This is a genomic window from Pseudomonas sp. PWP3-1b2 (genome assembly GCF_049896045.1).
In the GTDB taxonomy this organism is placed as follows: Bacteria; Pseudomonadota; Gammaproteobacteria; order Pseudomonadales; family Pseudomonadaceae; genus Aquipseudomonas; species Aquipseudomonas antarctica_B.
The window spans coordinates 59967-83307 of the sequence record NZ_JAFCTN010000010.1 but is presented as its reverse complement, the minus strand read 5'-3'; the positions used below and the strand labels follow the sequence as shown (position 1 = coordinate 83307).

Genomic DNA, 23341 nt, shown 5'->3' with positions numbered 1-23341 from the left:
CTAATTTGTTCGGTATCAGGAACGCTTACATGATCGCTTGCCTGCGGCTGCTCTCCGCCCTCTGCCTCGCTGCCTTACTGGCCGCGTGTGCCAGCTCGCCCTCGTCGAGCCTTGGCGACCTTCCACGGACCCCGGATGCCAGTATCGAGCAACTGCTTGAACAGGCTGCCTCCGCCAGCACCCCGGAAAAGGCTGCGTTACTGCGCCTGAGTGCGGCTGACCTGGCGTTCCACCAGAACAACCCTGGCCGTTCGTCGCAGATTCTTGCGCAGGTTCCCTTGGCAACCCTGAAGCCGGCCGCGCAAATCTTCGCCAGCACCCTGGCCGCCGAATTGGCCATGGCGCGCAACCAGCCCAAGGCCGCGCTGGCGGCCTTGAACCACCCAAGCCTGCAAAGTCTGAAGGAACTGCCGACTGACCAGCAGATCCGCACTGGCACAGTGCATGCTCGCGCTTATGAAGCCGATGGTCAGACCCTGGCCGCCGCTCGCGAGCGTGTTGCCCTGGCGCCACTGCTCACTGGCGAGGCTGCCGCGAACAACCACGAAGCCATCTGGACACTGATTGCCGCACTGCCGGCCGAACAGCTGCAAGCCAGCGGCAATCAGATTCTCGATGGCTGGATCAGCCTGGCCCAAGCGATCAAGGGCGCCGGCACCCTGGAGCAACAGCAAGCCGCCATTGATACCTGGCGCGCGCAGAACCCAGGGCATCCGGCGGCAGTGAACCTGCCCTCCCCGCTGACCAAACTCAAGGAGCTGGCCAGCCAGCCCCTGAACAAGATCGCCGTGCTGCTGCCGCAAGATGGCCCGCTGGCATCGGTCGGCAAGGCGTTGCGCGAAGGCTTCATGGCCGCGCACTTCCAGGCCGAACAAGCCGGGCAGAAACCGCCAGTTATTGAGTTCTTTGACAGCTCGCGCCTGACGTCCCTTGATGATTTCTACGCCAAGGCCCAGGCCGCCGGTGTGCAACTGGTCGTCGGTCCGCTGGAGAAACCGCTGGTCAAACAACTGAGCGCACGCCCACAACTGCCCATTACGACCCTGGCGCTGAACTACAGCGAAGCCGAACAAAACCCGCCGCAATTGTTCCAGTTCGGCCTGGCGGCTGAAGACGAAGCCCGTGAAGTGTCGCGCCGCGCCCGCGCCGACGGCCTGCACCGCGCCGCTGCCATGGTGCCGCGTGGTGAGTGGGGCGAGCGCGTCTACAAGGCTTTCCGTCAGGATTGGGAAGCAAATGGTGGCACCGTTGTTGGCGTTGAATATGTTGACCAGCCGGTGGCCCTCGCCCAGCAGATTGCCGACCTGTTCCAACTGCGTAAAAGCGAAGGCCGTGCCAAGAGCCTGCAAAGTGCCGTCGGTACTGACGTAGCCGCGCAACCGTCACGTCGCCAGGACATCGAATTCATCTTCATGGCCGTGCCGCCGCAACTGGCCCAGCAGATCAAGCCGACCCTGAACTTCCAGTACGCCGGTGATGTGCCTGTGTACGCCACCTCCCACGTATTCAGCGCCAGCGGCGACAAGAACCAGTACCTGGACATGACCAACGTCATGTTCTGCGAAACCCCTTGGCTGCTTAACACCACTGACCCACTGCGCAACCAGGTCGCCGCACAATGGCCGCAGGCCAATGGCAGCCTCGGCCGTCTGTACGCGATGGGCGTTGACGCCTACCGCCTGGCTCCGCGCCTGGGTCAACTGAAGGCGCTGCCGGATACGCGCATTGACGGCCTCTCTGGCAGCCTGGGCATCAACGCCAACCAGCGCGTTGACCGCCAGTTGCCATGGGCCAAGTTCGTCGGAGGCGATATCCAGCGCCTGCCGGACACTCCGCGCTAATGCCCGAGCGGTCCCGCGCGCAAACCGGCAAGGACGCCGAACTTCAAGCGCTCGCGTATCTGCAAAGCCAGGGTCTGCGCCTTCTGGCGCAGAACTGGTTGTGTAAACGCGGTGAGCTTGATCTGGTCATGCTTGACGGCGATACAGTAGTATTCGTCGAAGTGCGCTACAGAAAACACGCACAATGGGGTGGCGCGCTCGCCAGTATCGACGGGCGCAAGCGTCAGAAGCTGATATTCGCCGCGCAGTATTTCCTGCTAAAAGAGCATCGCTGGGCTGACTCACCCTGCCGTTTCGATGTGGTTGCCATAGAAAGCACACCGTCTGGCACAGCTGATCTGAACTGGCTCAAAAATGCCTTCGACAGCTGATTCACCGGACAACTTCACCACACACTTTTGCTCTTTGCTTTGCGGGCTGCACATTCCTGTGCCAAACAGCCGCGCTACTTAAGGTCACACAGATGGACATGCAATCCCGAATTCGCCAGCTTTTCCAGGCCAGCATCGACACCAAGCAACAGGCGATGGACGTACTTGCACCGCACATCGAGCAAGCCAGTCAGGTCATGGTCAATGCCTTGCTCAACGAGGGCAAAATGCTTTCGTGCGGCAACGGCGGTTCGGCCGGTGATGCCCAGCACTTCTCCTCCGAGCTGCTCAACCGTTTCGAGCGCGAGCGCCCGAGCCTGCCGGCCATTGCCTTGACCACTGACTCGTCGACGATCACCTCGATCGCCAACGACTACAGCTACAACGAAATCTTCTCCAAGCAGATTCGCGCCCTGGGTCAACCCGGCGATGTGCTGCTGGCGATTTCCACCAGTGGCAACTCGGCCAATATTATTCAAGCGATCCAGGCCGCACATGATCGCGAAATGATTGTCGTAGCATTGACCGGACGCGACGGCGGCGGCATGGCCTCGCTGTTGCTGCCTGAGGACGTGGAAATTCGCGTCCCGGCCAACGTCACCGCACGTATCCAGGAAGTCCACCTGCTGGCGATCCACTGCCTGTGCGATCTGATCGACAGCCAACTGTTCGGGAGTGAAGAATGACCGTTAACCGCCTCAGCCTTTTGGCCATTACGCTGTGCGTCGCCATCAGCGGCTGCAGCACGGCAATCACCGCCACACGTGACACCCCCATCCAGGACGACAAGGGCACACGCACCTTCGGCAGCACCATCGATGACTCGCTGATCGAAACCAAGGTCAAGGTCAACGTCGCCAAGGCCGCTACCGATTTGGGTAATGGTGCGTCACGCATTGTGGTGACCAGCTTCAACGGCGTGGTATTGCTCGCCGGCCAAACCCCGCGTGCCGACCTCAAGGCCCAGGCTGAACAAGCGGCCTCGAGCGTGCAACGGGTGAAAAAGGTCAACAACGAATTGCAGGTCATGGACCCGATCACGCTGCTGGCTATCAGCAACGATGCATTGCTGACCACCAAGATCAAGGCGCAGATGCTCACCGACAGCGCTGTTCCAGGCTCACGGATCAAAATCGTCACCGATAACGGCATCGTCTACATGATGGGCCTTTTGACCCAGGCGGAAGCCACCCGCGCATCCAACCTGGTACAGGGCGTGTCCGGGGTACAAAAAATTGTGAAGCTGTTCGAATACATCGACTGATGTAAACCGCAGCCATAAAAAAGGGCGCCGTGCATTGACTGCACGGCGCCCTTTTTAGTGGCCAGCGTTTATTGATACTGCTGGTACGGGTTGCCCTGGTACTGGTTGTTCTGCTGTGGCGCTTGCTGTTGCTGCTGTTGGCCAGCGGGTTGGCCATATTGCTGGCCAGGGATAGGGCCGAGGTTGACCTCTACGCGGCGGTTCTGGGCGCGACCGTTTACGTCGGCGTTGCTGGCAATTGGGTTATCCGGGCCTGCACCGCGTGCGCTCAGGTTGGTCGGGCTGACGCCTTGGGAAGTCAGGTAGTTGGCCACGCTCTGCGCACGGCGCTGGGACAGGTCCATGTTCAGTTGACGGCTGCCGGTGCTGTCGGTGTAACCCACGATCTGGATGGTGTTCTGGTTGAACTGCTTGAGCGAGCCCGCCAAGTTGTTCAGCGGCGTGTAGAAGCTGCTCGCGATAGCATCAGAGTTGGTGGCGAAGGTGATGTTGCCCGGCATGATCAGTTTGATCTGGTCGCCCTGACGCTGCACTTCAACCCCGGTGTTGGCCATGCTCTCGCGCAGTTTCTTTTCCTGCTGGTCGGCGTAGTAGCCATAACCGGCGGCGCCGATGCCTGCGATAGCACCACCGATCAGTGCGCCCTTGCCACGGTTGTTATGGTCGATGGCTGCACCGGCCAACGCACCGGCCAGAGCACCCAGCCCGCCGTATTTAGCGGTTTTGCTGATGCCGCCTTGGGAACCGTTGTTCGCCTGCCCCTGGCTGCCGTCATAAGGATTAGGTGAAGCGCAGCCCGACAACAAGGCTACGGCGGTTGCAACAACAAGAAGACGACGCGGAGTGAACATGAAGGGAGCTCCTACTTTTGCATTCTGTGGTGCAAAGGACATTGGCAATGGGCCTGTGCCGAGTTTGGAACGCGACAAACGGTAAAAATTCCGTGGCCACTTCCCGCCTGTACCAAAACATCGGCCAGTATCACTGCTACACAGACCGTAGCAGACGCAGGCTGAACGCGACCTGAGTTTTTGCTTCACCGATTCTCCCTGTAGAACAGCCCTGCCCCTGCAATTATTCCCTTCCCGCGTTGCTACGCCCGCACAAACGGGTTCTCGCGCATTTCATCGCCCAAGCGCGTGTCCGGCCCGTGCCCGGTCACCACCGTTGCGCCCTCGTCCAGCGTGTACAAGCGCTGCTTGATCGAGCGCACGATCGTTGCCTGGTCCCCACCCCACAAATCCGTGCGCCCTACACCGCGCCGAAACAAGGTATCGCCAGCGATCAGCAGCTTGGCATCGGCGAACCAGAAACTCATCGACCCCGGCGTGTGACCCGGCGTATGCAAGGCCACGCCGCAACCGCATGCGAGTTCTTCTTCATCTTCCAGCCAACGGTCAGGCGAAGGTACCGGCGTGTAGGGCACTCGAAACATCTGGCATTGCATCTCCAGGTTGTCCCAAAGGAATTGGTCCTCCTTGTGCAGATGCAACGTGGCGCCTGTCTTCTCCTTTAGCTGGCCTGAGGCCAGGAAGTGATCCAGATGGGCGTGGGTATGGATGATGCTCACCACCTTGAGCCCCAGCGCATCGAGACGGGCCAGGATCAGCTCGTGGTTGCCGCCGGGGTCGACCACGATGGCCTTTTTAGTAACGGGGTCACCGATGATGGTGCAGTTGCACTGCAACGGGCCGACGGGAAAGGTTTCGCGAATCAGCGCGGTTTTTTCAAGAATCATGGGCGTTCCTGCAAGCTCTATGGCACATTCCTGACGCAGTATGGTTGAGGTTGCCCCCGCTTCGGAAGGGATCAAAACAGCTGCTAAGCTACTCAGGCGCCATTGAACCCACAGCAATCCAAGTCCGCAGCGCGTCGCGCCTGGAGCAAGACATATGGCGAATCAACGGGTCATCTGCGAACACTGCGACTGCGTGTACGACAAAGTCACGCTCGCCAAACATCAAAAAGCCCTGTGCGTACGGTGCGAGGGCGTCATTCAGCGCTACAACGGTCTGTCGGTGCAGCAGCGTCTCGCCCTGACGGTCACCGCTGCGGTGCTGTGGACCTTTGCCAATTTTTTCCCGGTGATGAGCATCAGCCTGCAAGGCCTGAGAAACAGCGCTACGTTGTGGGACTCGGTGGTTGCGTTGAGTCTGGGGCCGATTACGTTTATCGCGTTGGTAGCGGCCATTTCCATCATCATCGCGCCGGTGTTCCAACTGCTGTTGCTGGCCTGGGTGTTGAGCTTTGCCCTGACTGGCCGGCGCTCACCGGCGTTCAAAGTGTGCATGCGCTGGCTGGAAGCACTCAGGCCTTGGAGCATGCTGGAGGTCTGCCTGCTCGGCGCAATGGTCGCCGTGTTCAAGCTGGCCGGCATGCTTGATGTAGTGCCCGGTATCGGCCTGTTCGCATTGGCGGTTCTGAGCCTGTTGTTGATCCGCATCGCCGGGCGCGATGTGCGCGATTTATGGGACACCGTATGAACGCGCCGCCGACCGCCCGCGAGCTGAACCTGTGCCTGTGCCACGCGTGCGGCCAACCCTGCGACATGACCGCCGAACCTACCGAGTGCGACCGCTGCGGTGCACCGCTGCACCGGCGCAAGGTGCAGTCACTGACCCGCACCTGGGCCTACATGCTCACGGCACTGGCCTTTTATGTCCCGGCGAATTTGTTGCCGGTGATGAACACTACGATGCTCGGCTCAGGCGCTGACAGCACCATCATGAGCGGCGTGCTGGAGTTCTGGCAGCATGGCGCCTGGGACATCGCGCTGATCATTTTCATCGCGAGCATTGCGGTGCCGGGCATCAAGTTCGTGTCGCTCACGCTGCTGCTGGTCACCGTGCAGCGCAACAGCCTTTGGGCGCGAAAGCAGCGCTCGAAGCTGTTCCGGTTTGTCGAACTCATTGGTTACTGGTCGATGCTCGATGTGATCGTGGTGGCGCTGGTGGCCGCACTGGTAAAGTTCCAGGCGCTGGGCACCATCGAGCCGCGCCTGGGTATTCTGTTTTTTGGTTTGGTGGTCGTGTTTACGATGCTGGCGGCCATGAGTTTCGACCCACGGCTGATCTGGGAAAACCCACACAACAAGGAGCTCTCGGATGACGTCGCCCAACACTGAAACCCGCCCTGGAACCCCCGCGATCAAGACGCGGCGCTTCAGCGTTTCGCTGGTGTGGATCGTGCCGATTGTTGCGGTGCTGGTGGGTATTTCGCTGGTGGTGCACAGCGTGCTGCAACAGGGCCCGACCATTGTGCTCAACTTCAAGACCGGCAGCGGCCTGGTCGCCAACAAAACCGAAGTCAAATACCGCAGCGTGGTGATCGGCCAAGTCTCCGACGTGGCCTTGAGCGATGACCAGAAAAGCGTCAACGCCACCATCAAGCTGGCCAAGCAGGCCGAAAGCTTCACCCGCGAAGATTCGAAGTTCTGGGTGGTCCGGCCGCGTATCGGCGCGGGCGGCGTGTCGGGCATCGATACCTTGCTGTCCGGCGACTACATCGGTGCCGACATCGGCCAATCCGACACTCGCGCCAAACAGTTCAAAGGCCTGGAAAATCCGCCGCCCATCACCTATGGCGAGCCGGGCAAACGTTTCACCTTGCATACCCAGGGCCTGGGTTCACTGGATATCGGCTCGCCGGTGTATTACCGCAAAATTCCGGTCGGCCAGGTCGTGGCCTATGAGCTGGATGACGATGGCAAAGGCGTGAATATCGAAATCTTCGTGCATGCGCCGAATGATGTGTATGTCACCGAAAACACGCGGTTCTGGAATGCCAGCGGGATTGATCTCAGTGTCGGCGCCAATGGGTTTGCGCTGAAAACCGAGTCGTTGTCGTCGATGCTCGCCGGGGGCATTGCGTTTCAGGCGCCGCCCTACAGCCCCAATGACACGCCGGCCGCCGAAGATCACGCCTACGAGCTGTTCGACGACCAGCAAAGCGCCCTCGCCCCGCCGAACGGCCGAGGGCAGTACATGAGCTTGCGCTTTGATCAGGCACTGCGCGGCCTGAAAGTCGGCGCGCCGGTAGAATTCCTCGGTGTCGAGTTCGGCAAAGTCGTGTCGATCAACTTGGATTTCGATGCCAAGAAACGCAGCTTTCCGATCAACGTCGGCATCGTGATTTATCCACAGTTGCTCGGGGAGGCCAATACCAAGCTGCTCAAGGCCACCAACCATGACCCCAACGATGAAGCGGGCGGCGTGCGCTTGATCGGCACCTTTATCGAAAACGGCCTGCGCGCTCAGGCCCGCAGCGGCAACCTGCTGACCGGCCAGCTGTACATCGCATTGGATTTTTACCCGAAAGCCGAAAAAGTCGCGTTTGACCCGAGCCTGCGCCCGGTCACCATTCCCACGATCCCCGGTAACCTGGAGCAGTTGCAGGAGAAACTGGAAGGCATCGTCAACAAGCTCAACCAACTGCCGATCGAGCGCATCGCCGGCAACCTCGACGGCAGCCTCGTCGAGTTGCGCAAAGGCCTCGGCCAATTCAACGCCAAGACCCTGCCCGGCGTGCAAAGCACCCTGGGTGAGGTGAGCAAGACGTTGCAATCGGCCAACTCGACCCTGGCCGAAGATTCGCCGCAACGCGAACAACTGACGCAAACCCTGGATGAACTGGCGCGCATGTCGCGCTCCTTGCGCGAGCTGTCGGACTACCTTGGCCGTCACCCGGAGTCGCTGATTCGCGGTCGCCCGGATAACGCCGCGCCCTCTGACCTGCAAGGGCCACCCCGCAAATGAGCATTGGAGCAGCCATGACATTTCCGTTGAAGATCACCCTGGTCAGTGCGGTGCTGCTACTTGCGGCCTGTCGCAGTGAACCGATTGCGTTCCACACCCTGACCCCGGTGCACTGGAATAACAGCACTCAAGCACAGGCCAGCGATATCCGCATTGAAAGCATCAGCGTGCCGCCCCAGGTCGACCGCGCACAGATCGTGATTCGCCAAGGTGATAGTGGCGTGGCGATTCTTGAAACCCAGTGGTGGGCCGCAACCCTGGCCGATGAGCTGAAAAGCGCGCTGGTGGATCAGTTGGCAAACAGTCAGGCCCGGCAACCTGTGTCGTTACGCGTTGATGTACAACGCTTTGACTCGGTGCCCGGGCAGTACGCGCTGCTCGACGTGAAATGGCGGCTGCGGCAAACGGGTGATAGTGCTCGCGCGCCGCTGACGTGCCGCAGCACCTTGCAGTCGCCGGCTGGCCCGACGATTGATGACGTGGTGGCTGCCCATCAGAACAACCTCAAGCGCTTCGCCGCCTTGGTCAGTAAAACCGCCGACACGTCGCTGACAACGTGCCCGACTGCGCCGCAGTAAACAGGTGGGAGCGGGCTGGGTACATCAGGCACACAGAGTGGATGCCGTCGCAGGCAAGCCAACTCCCACAGGAAATCAGGTCAGTAAACCCATCGACTTAGCGCGCGCCACTGCCTGGGTGCGCCGCTCCACGCCCAGCTTGCTGTTGATGTGGCTGGCGTGGGTTTTCACCGTGTGCAGCGAAATAAACAACTGATTGCTGATCTCCTGGTTTGAGCAACCCTGAGCGATCAGTTGCAGCACCGCCAGCTCGCGGGTGCTGAGGGTTTCGTGCGTGGGCGGAGTTTCGATGGCCGCAACTGCCGGCAGCAGCGCCAACAGGCTCTGGTTGAGCAAGCCGTGCGGGTGTTTGCCGAGGTGCTCGCGCATCCAGTCGGGGTAACTTTCCAGCAAGCGCTGGAACGGTTGCAGCGCCCCACCCGCTCCGGCCTCAAGTGCCTGTGCCAGAATCGGCCGCGCCTTGGCTTCGTGGCCACACGCCAACAATAAATGCGCCTGCTGGGTCAGGGCCATCAAGGCAATCATCTGGCGGCCACTGTTCTGCGCTTGCTGCGCCAGTTCTTCAAGACGTTGCAGCGCTGCGCCGGGCTGATGACGGGTGGCGTCCAGCGCAGCTTGTTGCAGCCCGATGTGTTGCGGCAGGTGTGGATGAAACTCCGGTGCGGCGGCGGCATGTTCGCCGTTGTAGGTTTGCCCCAGCCGCATCAGCCAGGCATCGGCCAGGTCGGTGCGCCCTTGGGCCAGCCACAGCTCGCATTTGATCAGGGTGATCATCGCCAGGTAGTAAATCGGCGGCACGTCCCAGATGTGCATCAGGCGCTCGGCTTCGGCGAGTTCGGCGAACGCCTTGGCGAAATCATTGCGCCGCCCTTCGAAGTTGGCGATCACGCAATGCCCGATCAGCACGCTGATGTCCCGGCAGGCCCTGGCTTCGGTGAGCCCCGCGCGCAAGCGGGCAAGGCCGGCTTCTGGCTGACAGCGCACCAACAGCAAAAAGCCTTCGTAAAGAGATAAGCGCGCGCGGACCGCGTACAGCCGCTGAGGCGCCAGGCCATGCAAACGCTGCAGGCCCTGGTGCACTTCATCGAGGGCCCGCAGAATTTCGCCGCGGGCTTGCAGGACGCGTGCGCGGTCGTAATGGGCCAGCGCTTCAAACAGCGGATTGCCGACGCGCTGCGCCAGTTCCAGGGATTCACGGTTCAAGCCACGGGCACGCCACAGGTCGGCATCCACAATGGCCAGATTGGACAGGGTCGACAGGCACATCAGACGCTGGCCGTAGCGCTTTTGCGGCAGGCTTTCCAGCGCCTCGCTGCAATAGCGCTGGGTCAATTCACGATCCCCACGGCCCCGGGCAATGATCCCGCTCAGCGCCAGCCATTGGGCCAGCATGGATTTTTGCGCGGTGGCTGACGGCGCCGGCAAAAAGCGGCTGAGATAACCGGAGAGCTCTTCCGCCGCATCCAGCTGGCAGGCCAGGCCCAAAGCCCAGCTGTAGAGCACGATCAAGCGCGGCGTGCTGATCAGCAGGCTGTCGGGCAGGTCCATCTTCCAGCGCAGCAACATGCCAACATTCTGCTCGGCGAGCAGTTGCTCCTCCGACAGGTTTTGCACCAGGTTGGCTGCCACATCCAGATGCCCCGCGCGCAATGCCTGCTCCACCGCTTCATCGATCAAGCCCTGGGCGTTGAACCAACGGCAGGCGCGCAAGTGCAGGCTGGCGATCGGCAAGGTTGCACTGCTCGCCCGGCGCGTGCGCAACAAGTCGGAGAACAGGTGGTGGTAGCGGAACCAGTGGCCGCTTTCGTCCAGCGGCACCAGAAAAACCTGATGGGCCTTCAGGTAACGCAGGATTTCTGCGCTGTCGTGAGCATCGCGCACCGCGTCGCACAGTTCGCTGCAAAAACGCTCCTGCGGGGCGGTGTCGTAGAGGAACGCCTGGACTTCTGCAGGCAGGCAGTCGATGACTTCCTCGAGCAGATAATCGCGGATTAGCCCTTCGCCACCGTGCAGGTTGTGTGGCAGCGCGCCTTCGGTGCCCGCTTCGGAGATCGCCAATAGCCAGAAGCGCAGGCCCGCCACCCACCCTTCGCTGCGGCGGATGAGGTTTTCCAATGCCTCGCCGCGCAGTGAGTTGCTGTGAATGTCCAGCACGGCCAGCGACTCATCGTGGGTCAGGCGCAGGTCTTGTTCGTGCAGCTCCAGCAGGTGCCGCGAGAGCCGCAGCCGCGCCAGGTGCCAGTCCGGGCGCTGGCGGCTGGTGACCAACACCACCAGACCATCGGGCAAATGATTGAGGAAAAATTGCAGGCAGCGATCCAGCACCGGGCCTTGGGCGAGGTGGTAGTCATCCAGCACCAGCAGCAAGGGCGCGCGCGTGGACAGGTGCTCAGCCAGCTCGTCGAGCAAACCGTCGAGCCACTCTTCAAAGGCAAAGGGCTGATGACGCTGACGCATTTTCAGCAAGCCCAGGGACTGGGCTCCGATTTGAGGAAAATACTGTTGCAAACCGTCGAGCAGGCGCTCAAGAAAACGGCCGGGGTCGTTGTCCCGCGGGCTCAGGCCCAGCCACAGGCTGTGCCAATGGGCGGGCAGGCTTTGGCAGAACTCCACCGCCAACGAACTTTTGCCGAACCCGGCCGGTGCGCTGACCAGCAGCAGTCGCCCTTCCAGGCCAGCGCTCAGCCGCTCGCACAGGCGCGGGCGCAGCACGTAGCCGTCGGGCAGCGGTGGCCTGTAAAAGCGTGCTTCCAATGATGGAATAACCGCGCTGGCAGGCCCTTGGATTCGGGACAGATCAGTCATCGCCGGGCTCTTGTAGAAGGCTGTTGTCGGCATTGCAGATGTCCGCAGACTAGCGGTAAAAGCGGCGAGGTTGTAGATCTTTGCAACATTTGCCTGAAAAAGAACTGCGACAAAAAATATCCCGATGCCCGCCCCAAACAAAAATGTGGGAGGAAGCCAGTGTGAGAGCTGGCTTGCCTGCTCCCACACTGACCACCTCCCACATTGGGTTTACGCGTAAAACCTAGCGAACACCATCCTGACGCAGGGCCGCAGGCGAGAAGTCGGCGGTGCTGGCGGTGAAGCCGAAGTCATACGCCTGCTTCTCTTCGTTCTTCATGCCCAGTGCCAGGTAGCGGCCGGACTGCAGGTCGTAGAGGGTTTCGATGGCGTACCACGGCACTTGCTTGTCGTAGTAGTTCTCGGCGTGGGCTTCGGCGACGCGCCACAGTTGGCCACGGCCATCGTAATGGTCGATAACGGCCGCTTGCCAGGTGTCTTCGTCGATGAAGAAGTCACGCTTGGCGTAGATGTGGCGCTGGCCTTCTTTCAGGGTCGCCACAACATGCCAGACGCGGCGCAACTCGTAGCGTGCCAGGTCCTGGTTGATGTGGCCGGCCTTGATGATGTCAGCGTACTTGAGCTTCGGATCGTCGATTTTGTAGCTGTTGGAGGCGATGTAGATTTCTTTTTTGCCCTCCAGCTTCCAGTCATAACGGTCCGGCGCGCCGTTGTACATGTCGAGGTTATCGGAGGTGCGCAGGCCGTCAGCGGCAGTCCCCGGCCCGTCATAGGACACTTGCGGCGCCCGGCGCACGCGGCGCTGGCCGGCGTTGTAGACCCACGCCGAACGCGGCTCTTTGACCTGGTCCAGGGTTTCGTGCACCAGCAGCACACCACCGGCCAGACGGGCCGGCGCGGTTACTTGCTGCTTGAAGTAGAACAGCACGTTGCCCGGGTTTTTCGGGTCAAAGTCTTTCATCTTGTCGCGGAACACGAACTGGTCTTTGAAGTACACCAGGCTGAACGAGCCGTTGGTTTGCGGCGTGGCCTGGGTTACCAGGCGGGTCACGCTGCCACCGCGATAACGGGTGATGTGGTTCCAGATCACCTCGACACCGCTTTTAGGGATCGGAAACGGCACGGCGGTTTCGAAGTTTTCCAGGCCGTTGCCGCCAGACACCAGGTTGGTGGTGGTGGCGTTTTTCTTGATGGAGGCAAACACATCCGCTGGCACGGTAGCGCCGCGATGGGTCGGGTAGACCGGCATCTTGAAGGTGTCCGGGTAACGCTTGAACATCGCGTACTGCCCCGGGGCCAGCTTGTCTTTGTACTGTTCAACGTTTTTCGCGGTGATGGTGAACTGCGGTTGCTCGCTGGCATACGGGTTGGCGAGGAAACCACGGGCATCCACGGCGCCGGCGTTGGTGGGCAGTGGCGACCATTTCGGGATGGTGCCGGCCGCGTTACCGGCCATTTCAGCGCCCATCGGGGTCAGGGTGGTGCCCAGTTTGGCGGCTTCATCCGCCGTGACTGCCGCCATGACGTTGCTCGCCAGGATCGACAGCCCGAGCACACCCACATGCAACAGACTTTTAGTTATTTTCATATTCTGGTTCTTCCTGAATTGCATGCATCTGAAAAAGACAGTCTTAGAAGTTCACGCCAGCGCTCAGGGCGATGAAATCACGGTCGTCCACGGTGCTGAACTTGCCACCAAAGAAGTTCGTGTAGTTCAGGCCGACGGTGTAGGTGTTCTGGTACTCGGCATCCACACCCAGGCTGACGGCCTTGCGACCTTCTTCAAAGTTGGCGCCAGGGCCTGGCGAATAACCTTTGACGTCGTGGGACCAGGCCACGCTCGGCTTGAGGTTCACACCGGCAAACATATCCGGGTACTCCCAGATTGCCCGGGCGCGGTAGCCCCAGGACGTTGCAGTGGTGTAGCCGTCGTTGTTGCAGTTGGTGTTCAGGCCGGAGGCATTGGGCAAGCCCGCGCCGGTAGCGGTGGAGTTGTTGAGTGCGTTGCAGAAACCGCCAGGCAGCGTGCCGGGGCCGAAGACCGGATCACGGCCATAACGCGCCTCGCTTTTGCTCTCCAGGCCGCCCACATGGGTCACGCCGATTTCACCCACGGTGGTCAGGCGAGTAGCGCCCATCACCTGGTCGAAGAAGTGCGTGAAGGTGGTCTGGAACTGGGTCACTTCCTTACGGTTATAGCCATGCAAGTCCTGGCCCGGCGTGCCCTTGAGCACCGATGCGTTGCCAAAACCCGGAATCGGCGTAACACCCGCAAACAGAATGTCGGTGGTGCTCAGTTGCACCGGCGCATTCGGGCGGTAGCTCAATTCACCACTCCACGCGGTGCCGGTAGGCAACGTGGTGGAGAAGCTCAACCCGTACAGGCGGATATCTTCAGGGTATTCGACGAAGTACCGCGAGCTGCCCGCCACGATCAATGGGCGCAATGCCGCCAACGGCCCCAGTGGACGGGTATACGCCGACGTCGGCGCACCGGTCGCACTGAAAATCGGCGCACGGCTGTGGTAGTTCATGAAGTAGGCGCCGAATTCCGTATCCAGCGGTTCGAAGTTGTAGTGCATGGCCACGCCGAACTGGCCGCTGTCCCGCGCATCACGGTCGCCGCCGCGACGTACCAGCACACCTTCGCTGTTTACATCCACGCCCAGGGCGTTAAGGGTTGGCAAGGCCGCGCCTGGAATGGTGGAACGCTTGTTCAACACCCGCAGGTTATTGTTGCAACCGTCGGCGATCACGTCGGGCTGAGAGAAGAACGTCCCGCAGTTATCCACAACGGTCTGGTCCCACTCCAACTGGTAGAACGCCTCGGCGGAGAGGTTATCGGTCAGGGTCTGGGACACGTAGAACATGTTGACCGGAATCAGGCCTTCCTTGATTTCGGCACCTGGGCGACGGAACGCGGACACGTCGATCGGGTTGATCGAGTTGATGCCGCCGCCAATGAAGGTACTTTCACCCCAGCTCACGACCTGCTTACCGAACCGCACGTTACCCGGCTGATCCGCGACGGTGTAGTTGTGGTAGACGAAGGCATCGAGAATCTGCCCGCCGGAGGACTTGGCGCCCTCTTTGCGGTTGTCGTTGCTGACGTTCTTGTAGTCCAGGTCTTCGTTTTGCAGCGCGAAGTCGTACCAGTATTTGCCACGCACAAAGATGCCGGTGTCGCCGTATTTCAACTCAAGGTCATGGATACCCTTGAAGATCTTCGAGAAGGAATCGCCCTTGTCGAAGTTCAGGTGGCCGTCATCGGAGGTTTGGGACAGGCCCCTGCCTCCGTTGTTGGCACCGATCAGGTCTTTGTTTCGACCGGCAGTCGACCAACTGGACCCCACCGACAGGGAGGAGTCGAAGCTGCCTTCGATTTCACCGATGTTGAAACTGACGCCGAATGCGGGCCCGGCGAGCGTAGAAGCGAGACTGACGGCCAGAGGCAATTTCGCCCGGCGCCAGAACTGGTTTACTGAGGTCATCGACGCTACTCCATGTGCATTATTGTTATGGCAGTGAGTTCTTTCTTCCTGGATGCATGTAACGGCCGGAATACAACGATTCCAATGCCGCCTGGCAACCGAGCCTCCATGGCCCGAAGCGGTACATCCTTGAAAAACTCTGAGTGGGACTATAGCCAGCAGGGGGTACCGCTTGATCCCTCTAAAGTGTGATTTGCATCACCAACCCGTCTGCCACAGTCCTTTCGCCACGTCGACGACAGTCGACGCGCAAAGGATGGCTGAAAATCCGGAAATCACAAGTGAAGGCACGAGATAGAGCATTGCGTGCCCCAGAGGGCACGCTTTGAGGTTTCAGAGGGTGGACAGGAACGTGCTGTTGTTGGCCTGCCATTCAATGATGTCAACGCGGATACGTTTTTTGTCGAGTTTGCCGACACTGGTCTTGGGAATTTCAGTAACAACGGCGATCTGGCTTGGAATGGCCCACTTGCTCAAGTGGCCCAATTCGACGAAGGGTTTAAGGTGCTCCTTGAGCTCGCGGGCACCTATCACATGGCCATCATGGACCACCAGCAACGCAAATGGGCGCTCGCCCCACTGCGGGTCGGCGATGCCCACCACCGCTACTTCGCGTACCGCCGGGTGACGGCTGACCAAATCTTCCAGCGCCAGGGACGAGATCCACTCGCCGCCGGTCTTGATCACGTCCTTGATGCGGTCGCGGATATCGATCACGCCGAAGGCATCCAGGGTCGCCACGTCGCCGGTGTGCATCCAGCCGCCAGCCCACAGCTCGGCGCCCTTCTGGGGTTCGTTGTAATAGCCCTCGGTCAGCCACGGCGCACGCAGCACCAGTTCGCCCTGGGACTCGCCGTCGGCGGGCAGGAAGTTGCCGTCACCGTCCACAATCGCCGCTTCCACCAACGGCCCGGGCACACCGGCCTTGATGCGGTAAGTGGTGCGCTCGTCTTCGCTGCCGGCCATCAACTCTTCATTGAGGTGGGCGCAGGACACCAACGGCCCGGTCTCGGACATGCCGTACGCAGCGGTCAGCTGAATCCCACGCGCCTTGGACGATTCATACAGCGTGCGGTTGAGCGCGCTGCCGCCGATGACGATTTTCCAGCCGGCAAAATCCACGCCCTGAGCGGCCTTGGCGTTGAGCACCATTTGCAGGATGGTCGGCACGCAGTGGGAGAACGTGACCTTCTCTTTGCGCCACAGCTCCACCAGGTATTCCGGGTCGTAACGGCCGGGGTAGACCTGTTTCAAGCCAAGCATGGTCGCCACATACGGCAGGCCCCAGGCGTGAACGTGGAACATCGGCGTGATCGGCATGTACACGTCGTTGGTGCCCAGCAGGCGCACGCTGTCGACGCTGCCCATGATGGTCGCCACGCCGATGGTGTGCAGCACCAGTTGGCGATGGGTGAAGTACACGCCCTTGGGGTTGCCGGTGGTGCCGGTGGTGTAGAACGTGGTGGCGACAGAGTTTTCGTCGAAGTCCTGGAAGTCGTACGCAGGGCTCGCGGCTGCCAGCAAGGTTTCGTACTCACCGACCAGATCCGGCAGCTCGGCAGTTTTGGACTCGCCGTCGGTCAGCAGCAGGGTTTTGTCGACGGTGGTCAGGTGCTCGGCGATGGCCTGATAAAGGCCCACGAACTCGCTGTTGACCAGCACGAAGCGGTCCTCGGCGTGGTTCATGGTGTAGAGGATTTGTTCCGGCGACAGCCGCACGTTGATGGTGTGGATGACCGCGCCGATCATCGGAATGGCAAACATGCATTCCAGGTAACGGTGACTGTCCCAGTCCATCACGGCAACCGTGTCACCGGCCTTGACCCCGGCTTCGGTCAACACATTGGCCAGGCGCGCGACGCGTTCCATCAGGGTCGGGTAGGTGTAACGCAGTTTGTCGCGGTAGACGATTTCCCGGGTTTTCTCGTAACGGGCCCCGGACATCAGCAGGCGTTTGATCAACAGCGGGTATCGGTACGCGCCTTCGGCGGGCGGGATAATACGGGTCTGCAACATACGAATCCCTTATCTGACTGCACGGTCTTGGCTTGAAGACCTGCACTTTAGAGACCTTATGTGTCAGTCAAATCAGCCAAAGGAATGATTTGCAGCGCCCAATGAATGCTAGCTTTGGGCCAGCATTGGAAGCCTGCGGATATCTCTGTGGGAGCTGGCTTGCCTGCGATGGCATCGCCTCAGTACAAAGGAAACACCGAGGTGCCTGCATCGCGGGCAAGCCCGGCTCCCACAGAGATCGGGCCTACCCATGAATGGTGCTTCCTCAGCAGCCTTATTTCATGCTGGTGAAGGCGAGTTTCACACCAATCGCAATCAACACCGCGCCCATGGTCCGATCAAACCAGTGCCCCATGCGCGCAAAACCGGCGCGCACTCGCTGCTGGCTGAACAACATCGCCACCAGGCAGAACCACAACGCCGTCGCAACCGCCAGGTACACGCCGTAACCGGCCTGGATCGCCAGCGGCGTGTGCGGGTTGATCACCACGGTGAACAGCGACAGGAAAAACAGCGTGGCCTTGGGGTTCAAACCATTGGTCACGAAGCCCGACGTAAAGGCGCCGCGCGCCGTGCGCTCGCCGACTTCGCGGTGCAGGTCTTCTTCGCTGGCAGGCTTGGCCGGCTGCGCGCGCAGGGCCTTGAAGCCGATGTACAGCAGGTAAGCCGCCGCCGCCCATTTCAATGCGTTGAACAGCACGATGGACTGGGACACGATCAAGCCAATGCCCAGCAACGAATAACCCACGTGCAGGAAAATCGCCGAGCCGACGCCCAGCGCGGTCCAGGTCCCGGCGCGTCGGCCGTGGGTGACGCTTTCGCGCACAACCACGGCGAAATCCGGGCCAGGGCTGGCCACCGCCAACAAGTGAATCAAAGCTACGGTCAAAAACTCGGCGGCGTACATGCTCACTCCATTAAGTAACTGATTATTTCATCTGATAGGCTCCGCAGATTACGCCTTCACCCTCAGTCGCAAAAGGTACAGTTGATGAAGAACAACCGCCGCGCCGTCTTCCTTGATCACCCGTCCCTGGACCTGGGGGACCTCGACCTCAGCGAGCTGCGAAATACCTTCAGCGAACTGCAGCTGTTTGAGCACACCACTCAGCAGAATGTGATCGAGCGCCTGCAAGGTGCGCAGGTGGCGATCAGTAACAAAATCGCGCTGAACACCGACACTCTCGCGGCGTGCCCCGAACTCAAACTGATTCTGGTGTCGGCCACCGGGACCAACAACGTCGACCTCGCCGCCGCCCGCGCCCACGGCATTACCGTGAGCAACTGCCAGGGCTACGGCACGCCGTCGGTGGCGCAGCACACGCTCATGCTGTTGCTCAACCTGGCGACGCGCTTGCAGGACTATCAAAGGGACGTCAGCGCCGGCAAATGGCAACAGGCCAAGCAGTTTTGCCTGCTGGACCACCCGATTGTCGAACTGGAAGGCAAAACCCTCGGCCTGCTCGGCCATGGCGAACTGGGCAGCGCCGTGGCGCGCCTGGCCGAAGCCTTCGGCATGCGCGTGTTGCTCGGTGCGATTCCTGGGCGCCCTGCTCGCGCCGACCGCGTGCCGCTGGATGAATTGCTCGCGCAGGTGGATGCACTGACCCTGCACTGCCCGCTCAATGAACACACCCGCGACTTTATCGGCGCGCGCGAACTGGCGCTGCTCAAGCCCGGTGCGTTCATCGTCAACACGGCGCGCGGCGGTTTGATCAACGAACAGGCCCTGGCGGATGCCTTGCGCAGCGGCCATTTGGGCGGCGCGGCGACCGACGTGCTGAGTGTGGAACCGCCGGTGAATGGCAATCCACTGCTGGCGGGCGACATTCCGCGCCTGATCGTCACGCCCCACAATGCCTGGGGCAGCCGCGAAGCGCGGCAGCGCATCGTCGGCCAACTGGCGGAAAACGCCCGAGGCTTTTTCAGCGGCGCCCCGCTGCGCGTCGTCAGTTGATAAACTGCGCCCCTTTTCAAGGAGCAGACCATGGATCCGCGCAGTGAAGTACTGCTTCGTCAGGCCGAACTTTTTCAGGGCAACGTGCTGTTGGTCGGCCTGCCCGCCGATGATTTGCTTGGCCGCCTGCCCAACGCTCACGGCTGGTGCTGGCATGCCGGCGACCAGGCCGCGCTGGATGCGCGCTTCCCCGAGCGCAGCCAGTTCGGCGTAAAGGTGCCGGAGCGTGGGTTCGATGCGGCGGTGATCTTCCTGCCCAAGTCCAAGGACCTCACCGATTACCTGCTCAACGCGGTGGCCGCCCGCCTGCCAGGCGCCGAGCTGTTTTTGGTCGGCGAGAAAAAAGGCGGCATCGAAAGCGCTGCCAAACAGATGCTGCCCTATGGCAAACCGCGCAAGCTCGATAACGCGCGCCACTGCCAGCTGTGGCAAATCACCGTGGCCAACGCCCCGCAGGCGGTTGAGCTGGAAAGCCTGGCGCAGGTCTTCGACGTGCCGCTGGCAGAAGGGCCACTGAAGGTGGTGAGTTTGCCGGGCGTGTTCAGCCATGGTCGCCTGGATCGCGGTACCGAGTTATTGCTAGAGAATTTGGACAAGTTGCCCAGCGGCCATCTGCTGGACTTCGGTTGCGGCGCGGGCGTGCTGGGTGCGGCGGTGAAACGTCGCTACCCGCACAACACGGTGACAATGCTCGATGTGGACGCGTTTGCCGCCGCCAGCAGTCGCCTGACCCTGGCTGCCAACGGCCTGGAAGCCGAGGTGCTGACCGGTGATGGTATTGATGCTGCGCCGATGGGTTTGAACGCGATTTTGAGCAACCCGCCGTTCCATGTCGGGGTGCACACCGACTACTTCGCTACCGAGAACTTGTTGCGAAAAGCGGCGAAACACTTGGCAAAAGGTGGAGAACTTCGTTTGGTTGCCAACAGCTTCCTTAAGTATCAGCCGTTGATCGAAGAGCATCTGGGCGTGTGTGCAATCAAGGCTGAAGGCAATGGTTTCCGCATTTACCGTGCCAAGCGCAGCTGAAGCGCGTTTGAAAAAGAAGGCTTGCCGAATGGATTTTGCCTAGGCAGAATCCGCTCCGTCCTAGGGGAGTAGTCTCCCACGAGCGCCACGCTCGTCCGGCATACGTCAACATACTTGGTCAACAGACCATGGCGTATGCGACCCAGGAGTCCGCACAGACGGACCGGGGTTTGACAAGACCTATGACACGAACACCTTACCCGGGGCGGGAAGGCTGTACGTGTCATAGCCGTGTCGACCCGCCCCTGGAAACCTACCTGATGCTGGATTCATTACTCGTTCCTACCGCAATCGTTGCCTTGGCCGAAATCGGCGACAAGACGCAACTGCTCGCGCTCATCCTTGCCGCACGCTTTCGCAAACCCTGGCCAATCATCGCCGGCATCGTTGCCGCGACCCTCGCCAACCATGCGGCTGCCGGTGCTGTGGGGGCCTGGTTCGGAAGTTTCTTCTCGGATGCGGTGTTGCACTGGATTCTCGCGGCGAGCTTCTGCGCCACGGCGCTGTGGACCCTGGTGCCAGACAAACTCGACGATGACGAAGCCAGTACCTCGCGCAAGTTCGGGCCGTTCCTGACCACGCTGATTGCGTTCTTCCTCGCGGAAATCGGTGACAAGACGCAGATCGCCACGGTGATGCTGGCGGCGCAATACCCGGAATTGTGGCTGGTGATTATCGGCACCACGCTGGGCATGCTGATTGCCAACGTGCCGGTGGTATTGGCGGGGAATTTTGCGGCGGACAAACTGCCACTGACCCTGATTCGCCGACTGGCGGCCACGGCGTTTTTTGTGCTGGCGGTGGTGGCGGTGTACAAGGCCATGCAGAGCAGCGGGTGGATCTAAACCTGTAAACCCAAACCCATGTGGGAGCTGGCTTGCCTGCGATAGCATCAACCGGGTCTGCCTGAGATACCGAAGTGTCTGCATCGCAGGCAAGCCAGCTCCCACACAAGCCCGCTCCCACATTTGGAGCATCAGCGAATCTGGAATATCAGGATTTTTTCGCTTGCTGGTACAGCGGCATTACCTTGGGAATCGCCGCCTGCAACGAAGCAATTCGGCTGTCGGAGGCCGGGTGCGTACTCATGAACTCCGGCGGCGAGCCTTCCGACGCTTTGGCCATCTTGTTCCACAACGTGATGGCGGCATTCGGGTTGTAACCGGCGCGGGCCGACAGCTCCAGGCCGATCAGGTCCGCTTCGTTTTCGTTGGCGCGGCTGTTGGGCAAGGTCATGCCGTAGTTGGCCACGGTGTCGGCCAGCGCCAGGCTGTCCTGACCCAGACCGAAAATGGCACCCGCGCCCTGCTTGGCCATTTCAATCCCGTAAGCCTTGGACATCGCTTCACGGCCATGCTCGCGCAGGGCGTGGGCGATTTCATGGCCCATCACCGCCGCCAGCTCGTCATCGGTGAGCTTGAGCTTGTCGATCAACCCGCTGTAAACAAAGATTTTGCCGCCAGGCCCACAGTTGGCGTTCATCTCATCGCTTTTGATCAGATTCACTTCCCACTTCCACTGCGCCGCATCCGGGCGGAAAGTCGGGGCCTGGGCGATCAGGCGGTTGGCAATCGCCTGCACACGCTTGGCGTTGGCGCTGTTCTTGTCCAGCATGCCTTTGCCGCTCGCCTCACCCAGCGTCTGCTGGTAGGACTGCGCATACATCTGGTCGACTTCCTGGCTCGACAGCATGCTGAACATGTACTGCTTGCGCTCGACCCCAACGGCGCCGCCGCTGGTGGTGTTAACCGACTGGCAGCCCGCCAGCAGCATCGCTGCAACCAAGCCACTTACCGCCAATGACTTCTTCATGAAGCTCTCCCTGAATACACGCCGTGAAAACATGGCGCGTATCGTAGGCGGTCGTTTGTATCTGCGCCAGATACAACAGACGTGTAACCGCTTAGTTTCAGATACATCCCACATAAACTGAATTCACATTTCCAAGTGTGGGAGCTGGCTTGCCTGCGATGGGGGCCGTCACTCCAACCGCACACTCACTGACTCAACCCGGGGTCAGGCATTCAGGCCCATTAAGCTTGGGATCATTGACCATATTGGCCAGCACCCGCTCGCGCAACGCCACAGGCTCGCCGGCCAGCAGCGCCTGCAATTGATGCAATGGCGTTTCAGGGTTCAACCAGGCCTCTTGCCCCGCCGCATCCAGAATCAACGGCCGGCGCTGGCTTTGCGCGGCCTGTGTCACCACTGCAGTGCTCAGCCACACCTGCTCTTGCACCGGATACGCTTCCCAGATCGCCGCAAAAAACAGCGTGGAGCCCTCCCCCGGCGTCAGCCAATAAGGGCGTTTGCGCTGGGTGCCGCGCCATTCGTAAAACCCATTGGCGGGCAGCAGGCAACGACGCTGACGGAAAGCTTCGCGAAACATCGGCTGCTCGGCCAGGGTTTCAGCGCGGGCGTGGGCCGGGGTGCGGGAAAGGTCGGTCAGCCAGGGCGGTGTCAGCCCCCAGCGGGCGCGGGCCAGGGTGCGCTGGCCTTCGCTCAGGCGCTGGATCAGCACGGAATCATTGGGGGAGATATTCCATTGGGCCTGCTGATCAGCCGGGAAGCCGGGTAAGGCCGCAAAGGCAGGGTTCCAGCGAAACAGGGCATAACGTCCACACATGGGGTAACACGACTCTTGGGTAAACCGACCGACAGCCTAACAGACCAACACGTCGGGCAAGCTGTCGGGTTCATCGCCGGGCAGCGGCTGCGCGCCGATGTAGGCCAAAATCAGCTCGCGGGCGTAGGCCGCCCGGTCGTTATCCACTTCCAGCCCCAGCAACCCGAAAATCGGCAGTTCACCGGTGCCGCCGAGCAAATGCCGGCCCACCAGATGCGCGTCGATGCCCTCGCTGGCGAGCATGTGTTGCAGCAGCTCGCCTTCCATCAGGTTTTCCGGTTCGTAGATTCGCTGCATGGGCGACCCCGTTATTCGTTTTCGCTGCGAACGTTCAGCATCCATTCGCTGCCGTGCACCTGCAGCTCAAAAGTGATCGGCCGGCAGCACACCGGGCAGTCTTCGATATATTCCTGATCGCCCCCTGACAGGTCCAGCAACGCCGTGACCACCTCGCCACAATAAGGGCATTCGTATGACTCCTCTTCCATCGCGGTCTCCCAGGTGACTTGTGCGTATAATCGCCGGTCTATTTACAGGGCTATTCTCGGCAACGCCAATACTGCGGCCGCACCCTGCTATTTCCTTTACTTACCCTAGCCGTTTCTAACA

General features: G+C 60.8%; 22 protein-coding genes and 1 riboswitch. Of the genes, 11 read left to right on the top strand and 11 right to left on the bottom strand.

Translation table 11 applies throughout. The annotated features are described in order from the left end of the window. Window positions 1–29: 29 nt before the first annotated feature. The 4 genes from ACP7A2_RS09360 (at window position 30) to ACP7A2_RS09345 (ending at window position 3476) form a co-directional block, all read left to right on the top strand. Window positions 30–1841 (top strand): penicillin-binding protein activator, encoded by a 1812-nt coding sequence (locus ACP7A2_RS09360; RefSeq protein WP_426133977.1) that lies wholly within the window; start codon window positions 30–32, stop codon window positions 1839–1841. Further along, window positions 1841–2212, top strand: coding sequence for a YraN family protein (locus ACP7A2_RS09355; RefSeq protein ID WP_375066410.1), 372 nt, complete (start codon window positions 1841–1843; stop codon window positions 2210–2212). Before ACP7A2_RS09360 ends, ACP7A2_RS09355 begins: the two co-directional genes overlap by 1 nt. Before the next feature lie 92 nt (window positions 2213–2304). Continuing rightward, the gene (locus tag ACP7A2_RS09350) at window positions 2305–2898 is read left to right on the top strand and encodes a phosphoheptose isomerase (RefSeq protein ID WP_007904374.1); all 594 of its coding nucleotides are present in this window, start codon (window positions 2305–2307) and stop codon (window positions 2896–2898) included. Further along, complete coding sequence (locus tag ACP7A2_RS09345) at window positions 2895–3476, top strand: BON domain-containing protein (RefSeq protein ID WP_348061903.1); 582 nt, start codon at window positions 2895–2897, stop codon at window positions 3474–3476. The genes ACP7A2_RS09350 and ACP7A2_RS09345 overlap by 4 nt, the downstream gene beginning before the upstream one ends. A 68-nt stretch (window positions 3477–3544) precedes the next feature. On the opposite strand, the gene ACP7A2_RS09340 is transcribed toward ACP7A2_RS09345, so the two are convergent. Together ACP7A2_RS09340 and ACP7A2_RS09335 are read right to left on the bottom strand one after the other, a co-directional pair. Beyond that, entirely contained in the window at window positions 3545–4327 is a 783-nt protein-coding gene (locus tag ACP7A2_RS09340) for an OmpA family protein (protein WP_348061904.1), read from the bottom strand. Window positions 4328–4569: 242 nt separating this feature from the next. Next, complete coding sequence (locus tag ACP7A2_RS09335; RefSeq protein ID WP_426133976.1) at window positions 4570–5214, bottom strand: MBL fold metallo-hydrolase; 645 nt, start codon at window positions 5212–5214, stop codon at window positions 4570–4572. Between the two features lie 154 nt (window positions 5215–5368). Between ACP7A2_RS09335 and ACP7A2_RS09330 the strand changes: the two genes are divergently transcribed. Genes ACP7A2_RS09330 through ACP7A2_RS09315 form a run of 4 tightly spaced genes read left to right on the top strand, consistent with a single transcriptional unit; the run spans window position 5369 to window position 8808 of the window. Then, the gene (locus ACP7A2_RS09330; protein WP_426133975.1) at window positions 5369–5959 is read left to right on the top strand and encodes a paraquat-inducible protein A; all 591 of its coding nucleotides are present in this window, start codon (window positions 5369–5371) and stop codon (window positions 5957–5959) included. Next, entirely contained in the window at window positions 5956–6600 is a 645-nt protein-coding gene (locus ACP7A2_RS09325) for a paraquat-inducible protein A (protein WP_426133974.1), read from the top strand. The genes ACP7A2_RS09330 and ACP7A2_RS09325 overlap by 4 nt, the downstream gene beginning before the upstream one ends. Next, window positions 6581–8230, top strand: a complete 1650-nt coding sequence (locus ACP7A2_RS09320; RefSeq protein ID WP_426133973.1) for an intermembrane transport protein PqiB — start codon at window positions 6581–6583, stop codon at window positions 8228–8230. Before ACP7A2_RS09325 ends, ACP7A2_RS09320 begins: the two co-directional genes overlap by 20 nt. Window positions 8231–8244: 14 nt before the next feature. Then, window positions 8245–8808 (top strand): PqiC family protein, encoded by a 564-nt coding sequence (locus tag ACP7A2_RS09315; RefSeq protein WP_426133972.1) that lies wholly within the window; start codon window positions 8245–8247, stop codon window positions 8806–8808. A gap of 75 nt (window positions 8809–8883) precedes the next feature. Here ACP7A2_RS09315 and ACP7A2_RS09310 read toward each other — a convergent pair whose 3' ends face one another. The 5 genes from ACP7A2_RS09310 to ACP7A2_RS09290 form a co-directional block, all read right to left on the bottom strand. Next, entirely contained in the window at window positions 8884–11613 is a 2730-nt protein-coding gene (locus tag ACP7A2_RS09310) for a LuxR C-terminal-related transcriptional regulator (protein ID WP_426133971.1), read from the bottom strand. Between the two features lie 223 nt (window positions 11614–11836). Continuing rightward, window positions 11837–13201 (bottom strand): DUF1329 domain-containing protein, encoded by a 1365-nt coding sequence (locus ACP7A2_RS09305; RefSeq protein WP_426133970.1) that lies wholly within the window; start codon window positions 13199–13201, stop codon window positions 11837–11839. A 43-nt stretch (window positions 13202–13244) separates the two neighbouring features. Further along, the gene (locus ACP7A2_RS09300) at window positions 13245–15104 is read right to left on the bottom strand and encodes a DUF1302 domain-containing protein (RefSeq protein WP_426133969.1); all 1860 of its coding nucleotides are present in this window, start codon (window positions 15102–15104) and stop codon (window positions 13245–13247) included. A 333-nt stretch (window positions 15105–15437) separates the two neighbouring features. After that, complete coding sequence (locus ACP7A2_RS09295; protein ID WP_426133968.1) at window positions 15438–17120, bottom strand: fatty acid--CoA ligase; 1683 nt, start codon at window positions 17118–17120, stop codon at window positions 15438–15440. Window positions 17121–17394: 274 nt separating this feature from the next. After that, window positions 17395–18027, bottom strand: coding sequence for a LysE family translocator (locus tag ACP7A2_RS09290; protein WP_078740777.1), 633 nt, complete (start codon window positions 18025–18027; stop codon window positions 17395–17397). Window positions 18028–18111: 84 nt separating this feature from the next. Between ACP7A2_RS09290 and ACP7A2_RS09285 the strand changes: the two genes are divergently transcribed. From ACP7A2_RS09285 to ACP7A2_RS09275, 3 genes are all read left to right on the top strand, one after another. Further along, window positions 18112–19077 (top strand): 2-hydroxyacid dehydrogenase, encoded by a 966-nt coding sequence (locus ACP7A2_RS09285; protein ID WP_426133967.1) that lies wholly within the window; start codon window positions 18112–18114, stop codon window positions 19075–19077. A 30-nt stretch (window positions 19078–19107) separates the two neighbouring features. Continuing rightward, the gene (locus ACP7A2_RS09280; protein WP_426133966.1) at window positions 19108–20106 is read left to right on the top strand and encodes a methyltransferase; all 999 of its coding nucleotides are present in this window, start codon (window positions 19108–19110) and stop codon (window positions 20104–20106) included. Between the two features lie 50 nt (window positions 20107–20156). Then, window positions 20157–20278: riboswitch (yybP-ykoY riboswitch) on the top strand. Window positions 20279–20366: 88 nt separating this feature from the next. Beyond that, entirely contained in the window at window positions 20367–20951 is a 585-nt protein-coding gene (locus ACP7A2_RS09275; protein ID WP_375066383.1) for a TMEM165/GDT1 family protein, read from the top strand. A gap of 148 nt (window positions 20952–21099) precedes the next feature. Here the strand turns inward: ACP7A2_RS09275 and ACP7A2_RS09270 are convergent, their stop codons facing one another. From ACP7A2_RS09270 to ACP7A2_RS09255, 4 genes are all read right to left on the bottom strand, one after another. Beyond that, window positions 21100–21918 carry a M48 family metalloprotease gene (locus tag ACP7A2_RS09270; RefSeq protein ID WP_426133965.1) on the bottom strand — a complete coding sequence of 273 codons (819 nt, stop codon included), beginning with the start codon at window positions 21916–21918 and terminating at the stop codon, window positions 21100–21102. Between the two features lie 193 nt (window positions 21919–22111). Next, window positions 22112–22732, bottom strand: coding sequence for an SOS response-associated peptidase (locus tag ACP7A2_RS09265; RefSeq protein WP_348062118.1), 621 nt, complete (start codon window positions 22730–22732; stop codon window positions 22112–22114). Window positions 22733–22768: 36 nt separating this feature from the next. Next, window positions 22769–23029: a putative signal transducing protein gene (locus ACP7A2_RS09260; protein WP_078740772.1), complete on the bottom strand. Its 261-nt coding sequence runs from the start codon at window positions 23027–23029 to the stop codon at window positions 22769–22771. Window positions 23030–23040: 11 nt separating this feature from the next. Then, window positions 23041–23220: a CPXCG motif-containing cysteine-rich protein gene (locus tag ACP7A2_RS09255; RefSeq protein ID WP_426133964.1), complete on the bottom strand. Its 180-nt coding sequence runs from the start codon at window positions 23218–23220 to the stop codon at window positions 23041–23043. Between the last annotated feature and the right edge of the window lie 121 nt (window positions 23221–23341).

What these genes read in the sequence shown, in the direction of transcription:
- ACP7A2_RS09345 (WP_348061903.1), top strand. Translation starts at nt 2,895, where the DNA reads ATGACCGTTAACCGCCTCAGCCTTTTGGCCATTACGCTGTGCGTCGCC.
- ACP7A2_RS09295 (WP_426133968.1), bottom strand. Translation starts at nt 17,120, where the DNA reads ATGTTGCAGACCCGTATTATCCCGCCCGCCGAAGGCGCGTACCGATAC.
- ACP7A2_RS09270 (WP_426133965.1), bottom strand. Translation starts at nt 21,918, where the DNA reads ATGAAGAAGTCATTGGCGGTAAGTGGCTTGGTTGCAGCGATGCTGCTG.
- ACP7A2_RS09315 (WP_426133972.1), top strand. Translation starts at nt 8,245, where the DNA reads ATGACATTTCCGTTGAAGATCACCCTGGTCAGTGCGGTGCTGCTACTT.
- ACP7A2_RS09300 (WP_426133969.1), bottom strand. Translation starts at nt 15,104, where the DNA reads ATGACCTCAGTAAACCAGTTCTGGCGCCGGGCGAAATTGCCTCTGGCC.
- ACP7A2_RS09335 (WP_426133976.1), bottom strand. Translation starts at nt 5,214, where the DNA reads ATGATTCTTGAAAAAACCGCGCTGATTCGCGAAACCTTTCCCGTCGGC.
- ACP7A2_RS09330 (WP_426133975.1), top strand. Translation starts at nt 5,369, where the DNA reads ATGGCGAATCAACGGGTCATCTGCGAACACTGCGACTGCGTGTACGAC.
- ACP7A2_RS09360 (WP_426133977.1), top strand. Translation starts at nt 30, where the DNA reads ATGATCGCTTGCCTGCGGCTGCTCTCCGCCCTCTGCCTCGCTGCCTTA.
- ACP7A2_RS09350 (WP_007904374.1), top strand. Translation starts at nt 2,305, where the DNA reads ATGGACATGCAATCCCGAATTCGCCAGCTTTTCCAGGCCAGCATCGAC.
- ACP7A2_RS09255 (WP_426133964.1), bottom strand. Translation starts at nt 23,220, where the DNA reads ATGGAAGAGGAGTCATACGAATGCCCTTATTGTGGCGAGGTGGTCACG.
- ACP7A2_RS09265 (WP_348062118.1), bottom strand. Translation starts at nt 22,732, where the DNA reads ATGTGTGGACGTTATGCCCTGTTTCGCTGGAACCCTGCCTTTGCGGCC.
- ACP7A2_RS09310 (WP_426133971.1), bottom strand. Translation starts at nt 11,613, where the DNA reads ATGACTGATCTGTCCCGAATCCAAGGGCCTGCCAGCGCGGTTATTCCA.
- ACP7A2_RS09260 (WP_078740772.1), bottom strand. Translation starts at nt 23,029, where the DNA reads ATGCAGCGAATCTACGAACCGGAAAACCTGATGGAAGGCGAGCTGCTG.
- ACP7A2_RS09280 (WP_426133966.1), top strand. Translation starts at nt 19,108, where the DNA reads ATGGATCCGCGCAGTGAAGTACTGCTTCGTCAGGCCGAACTTTTTCAG.
- ACP7A2_RS09275 (WP_375066383.1), top strand. Translation starts at nt 20,367, where the DNA reads ATGCTGGATTCATTACTCGTTCCTACCGCAATCGTTGCCTTGGCCGAA.
- ACP7A2_RS09290 (WP_078740777.1), bottom strand. Translation starts at nt 18,027, where the DNA reads ATGTACGCCGCCGAGTTTTTGACCGTAGCTTTGATTCACTTGTTGGCG.
- ACP7A2_RS09355 (WP_375066410.1), top strand. Translation starts at nt 1,841, where the DNA reads ATGCCCGAGCGGTCCCGCGCGCAAACCGGCAAGGACGCCGAACTTCAA.
- ACP7A2_RS09305 (WP_426133970.1), bottom strand. Translation starts at nt 13,201, where the DNA reads ATGAAAATAACTAAAAGTCTGTTGCATGTGGGTGTGCTCGGGCTGTCG.
- ACP7A2_RS09325 (WP_426133974.1), top strand. Translation starts at nt 5,956, where the DNA reads ATGAACGCGCCGCCGACCGCCCGCGAGCTGAACCTGTGCCTGTGCCAC.
- ACP7A2_RS09320 (WP_426133973.1), top strand. Translation starts at nt 6,581, where the DNA reads ATGACGTCGCCCAACACTGAAACCCGCCCTGGAACCCCCGCGATCAAG.
- ACP7A2_RS09340 (WP_348061904.1), bottom strand. Translation starts at nt 4,327, where the DNA reads ATGTTCACTCCGCGTCGTCTTCTTGTTGTTGCAACCGCCGTAGCCTTG.
- ACP7A2_RS09285 (WP_426133967.1), top strand. Translation starts at nt 18,112, where the DNA reads ATGAAGAACAACCGCCGCGCCGTCTTCCTTGATCACCCGTCCCTGGAC.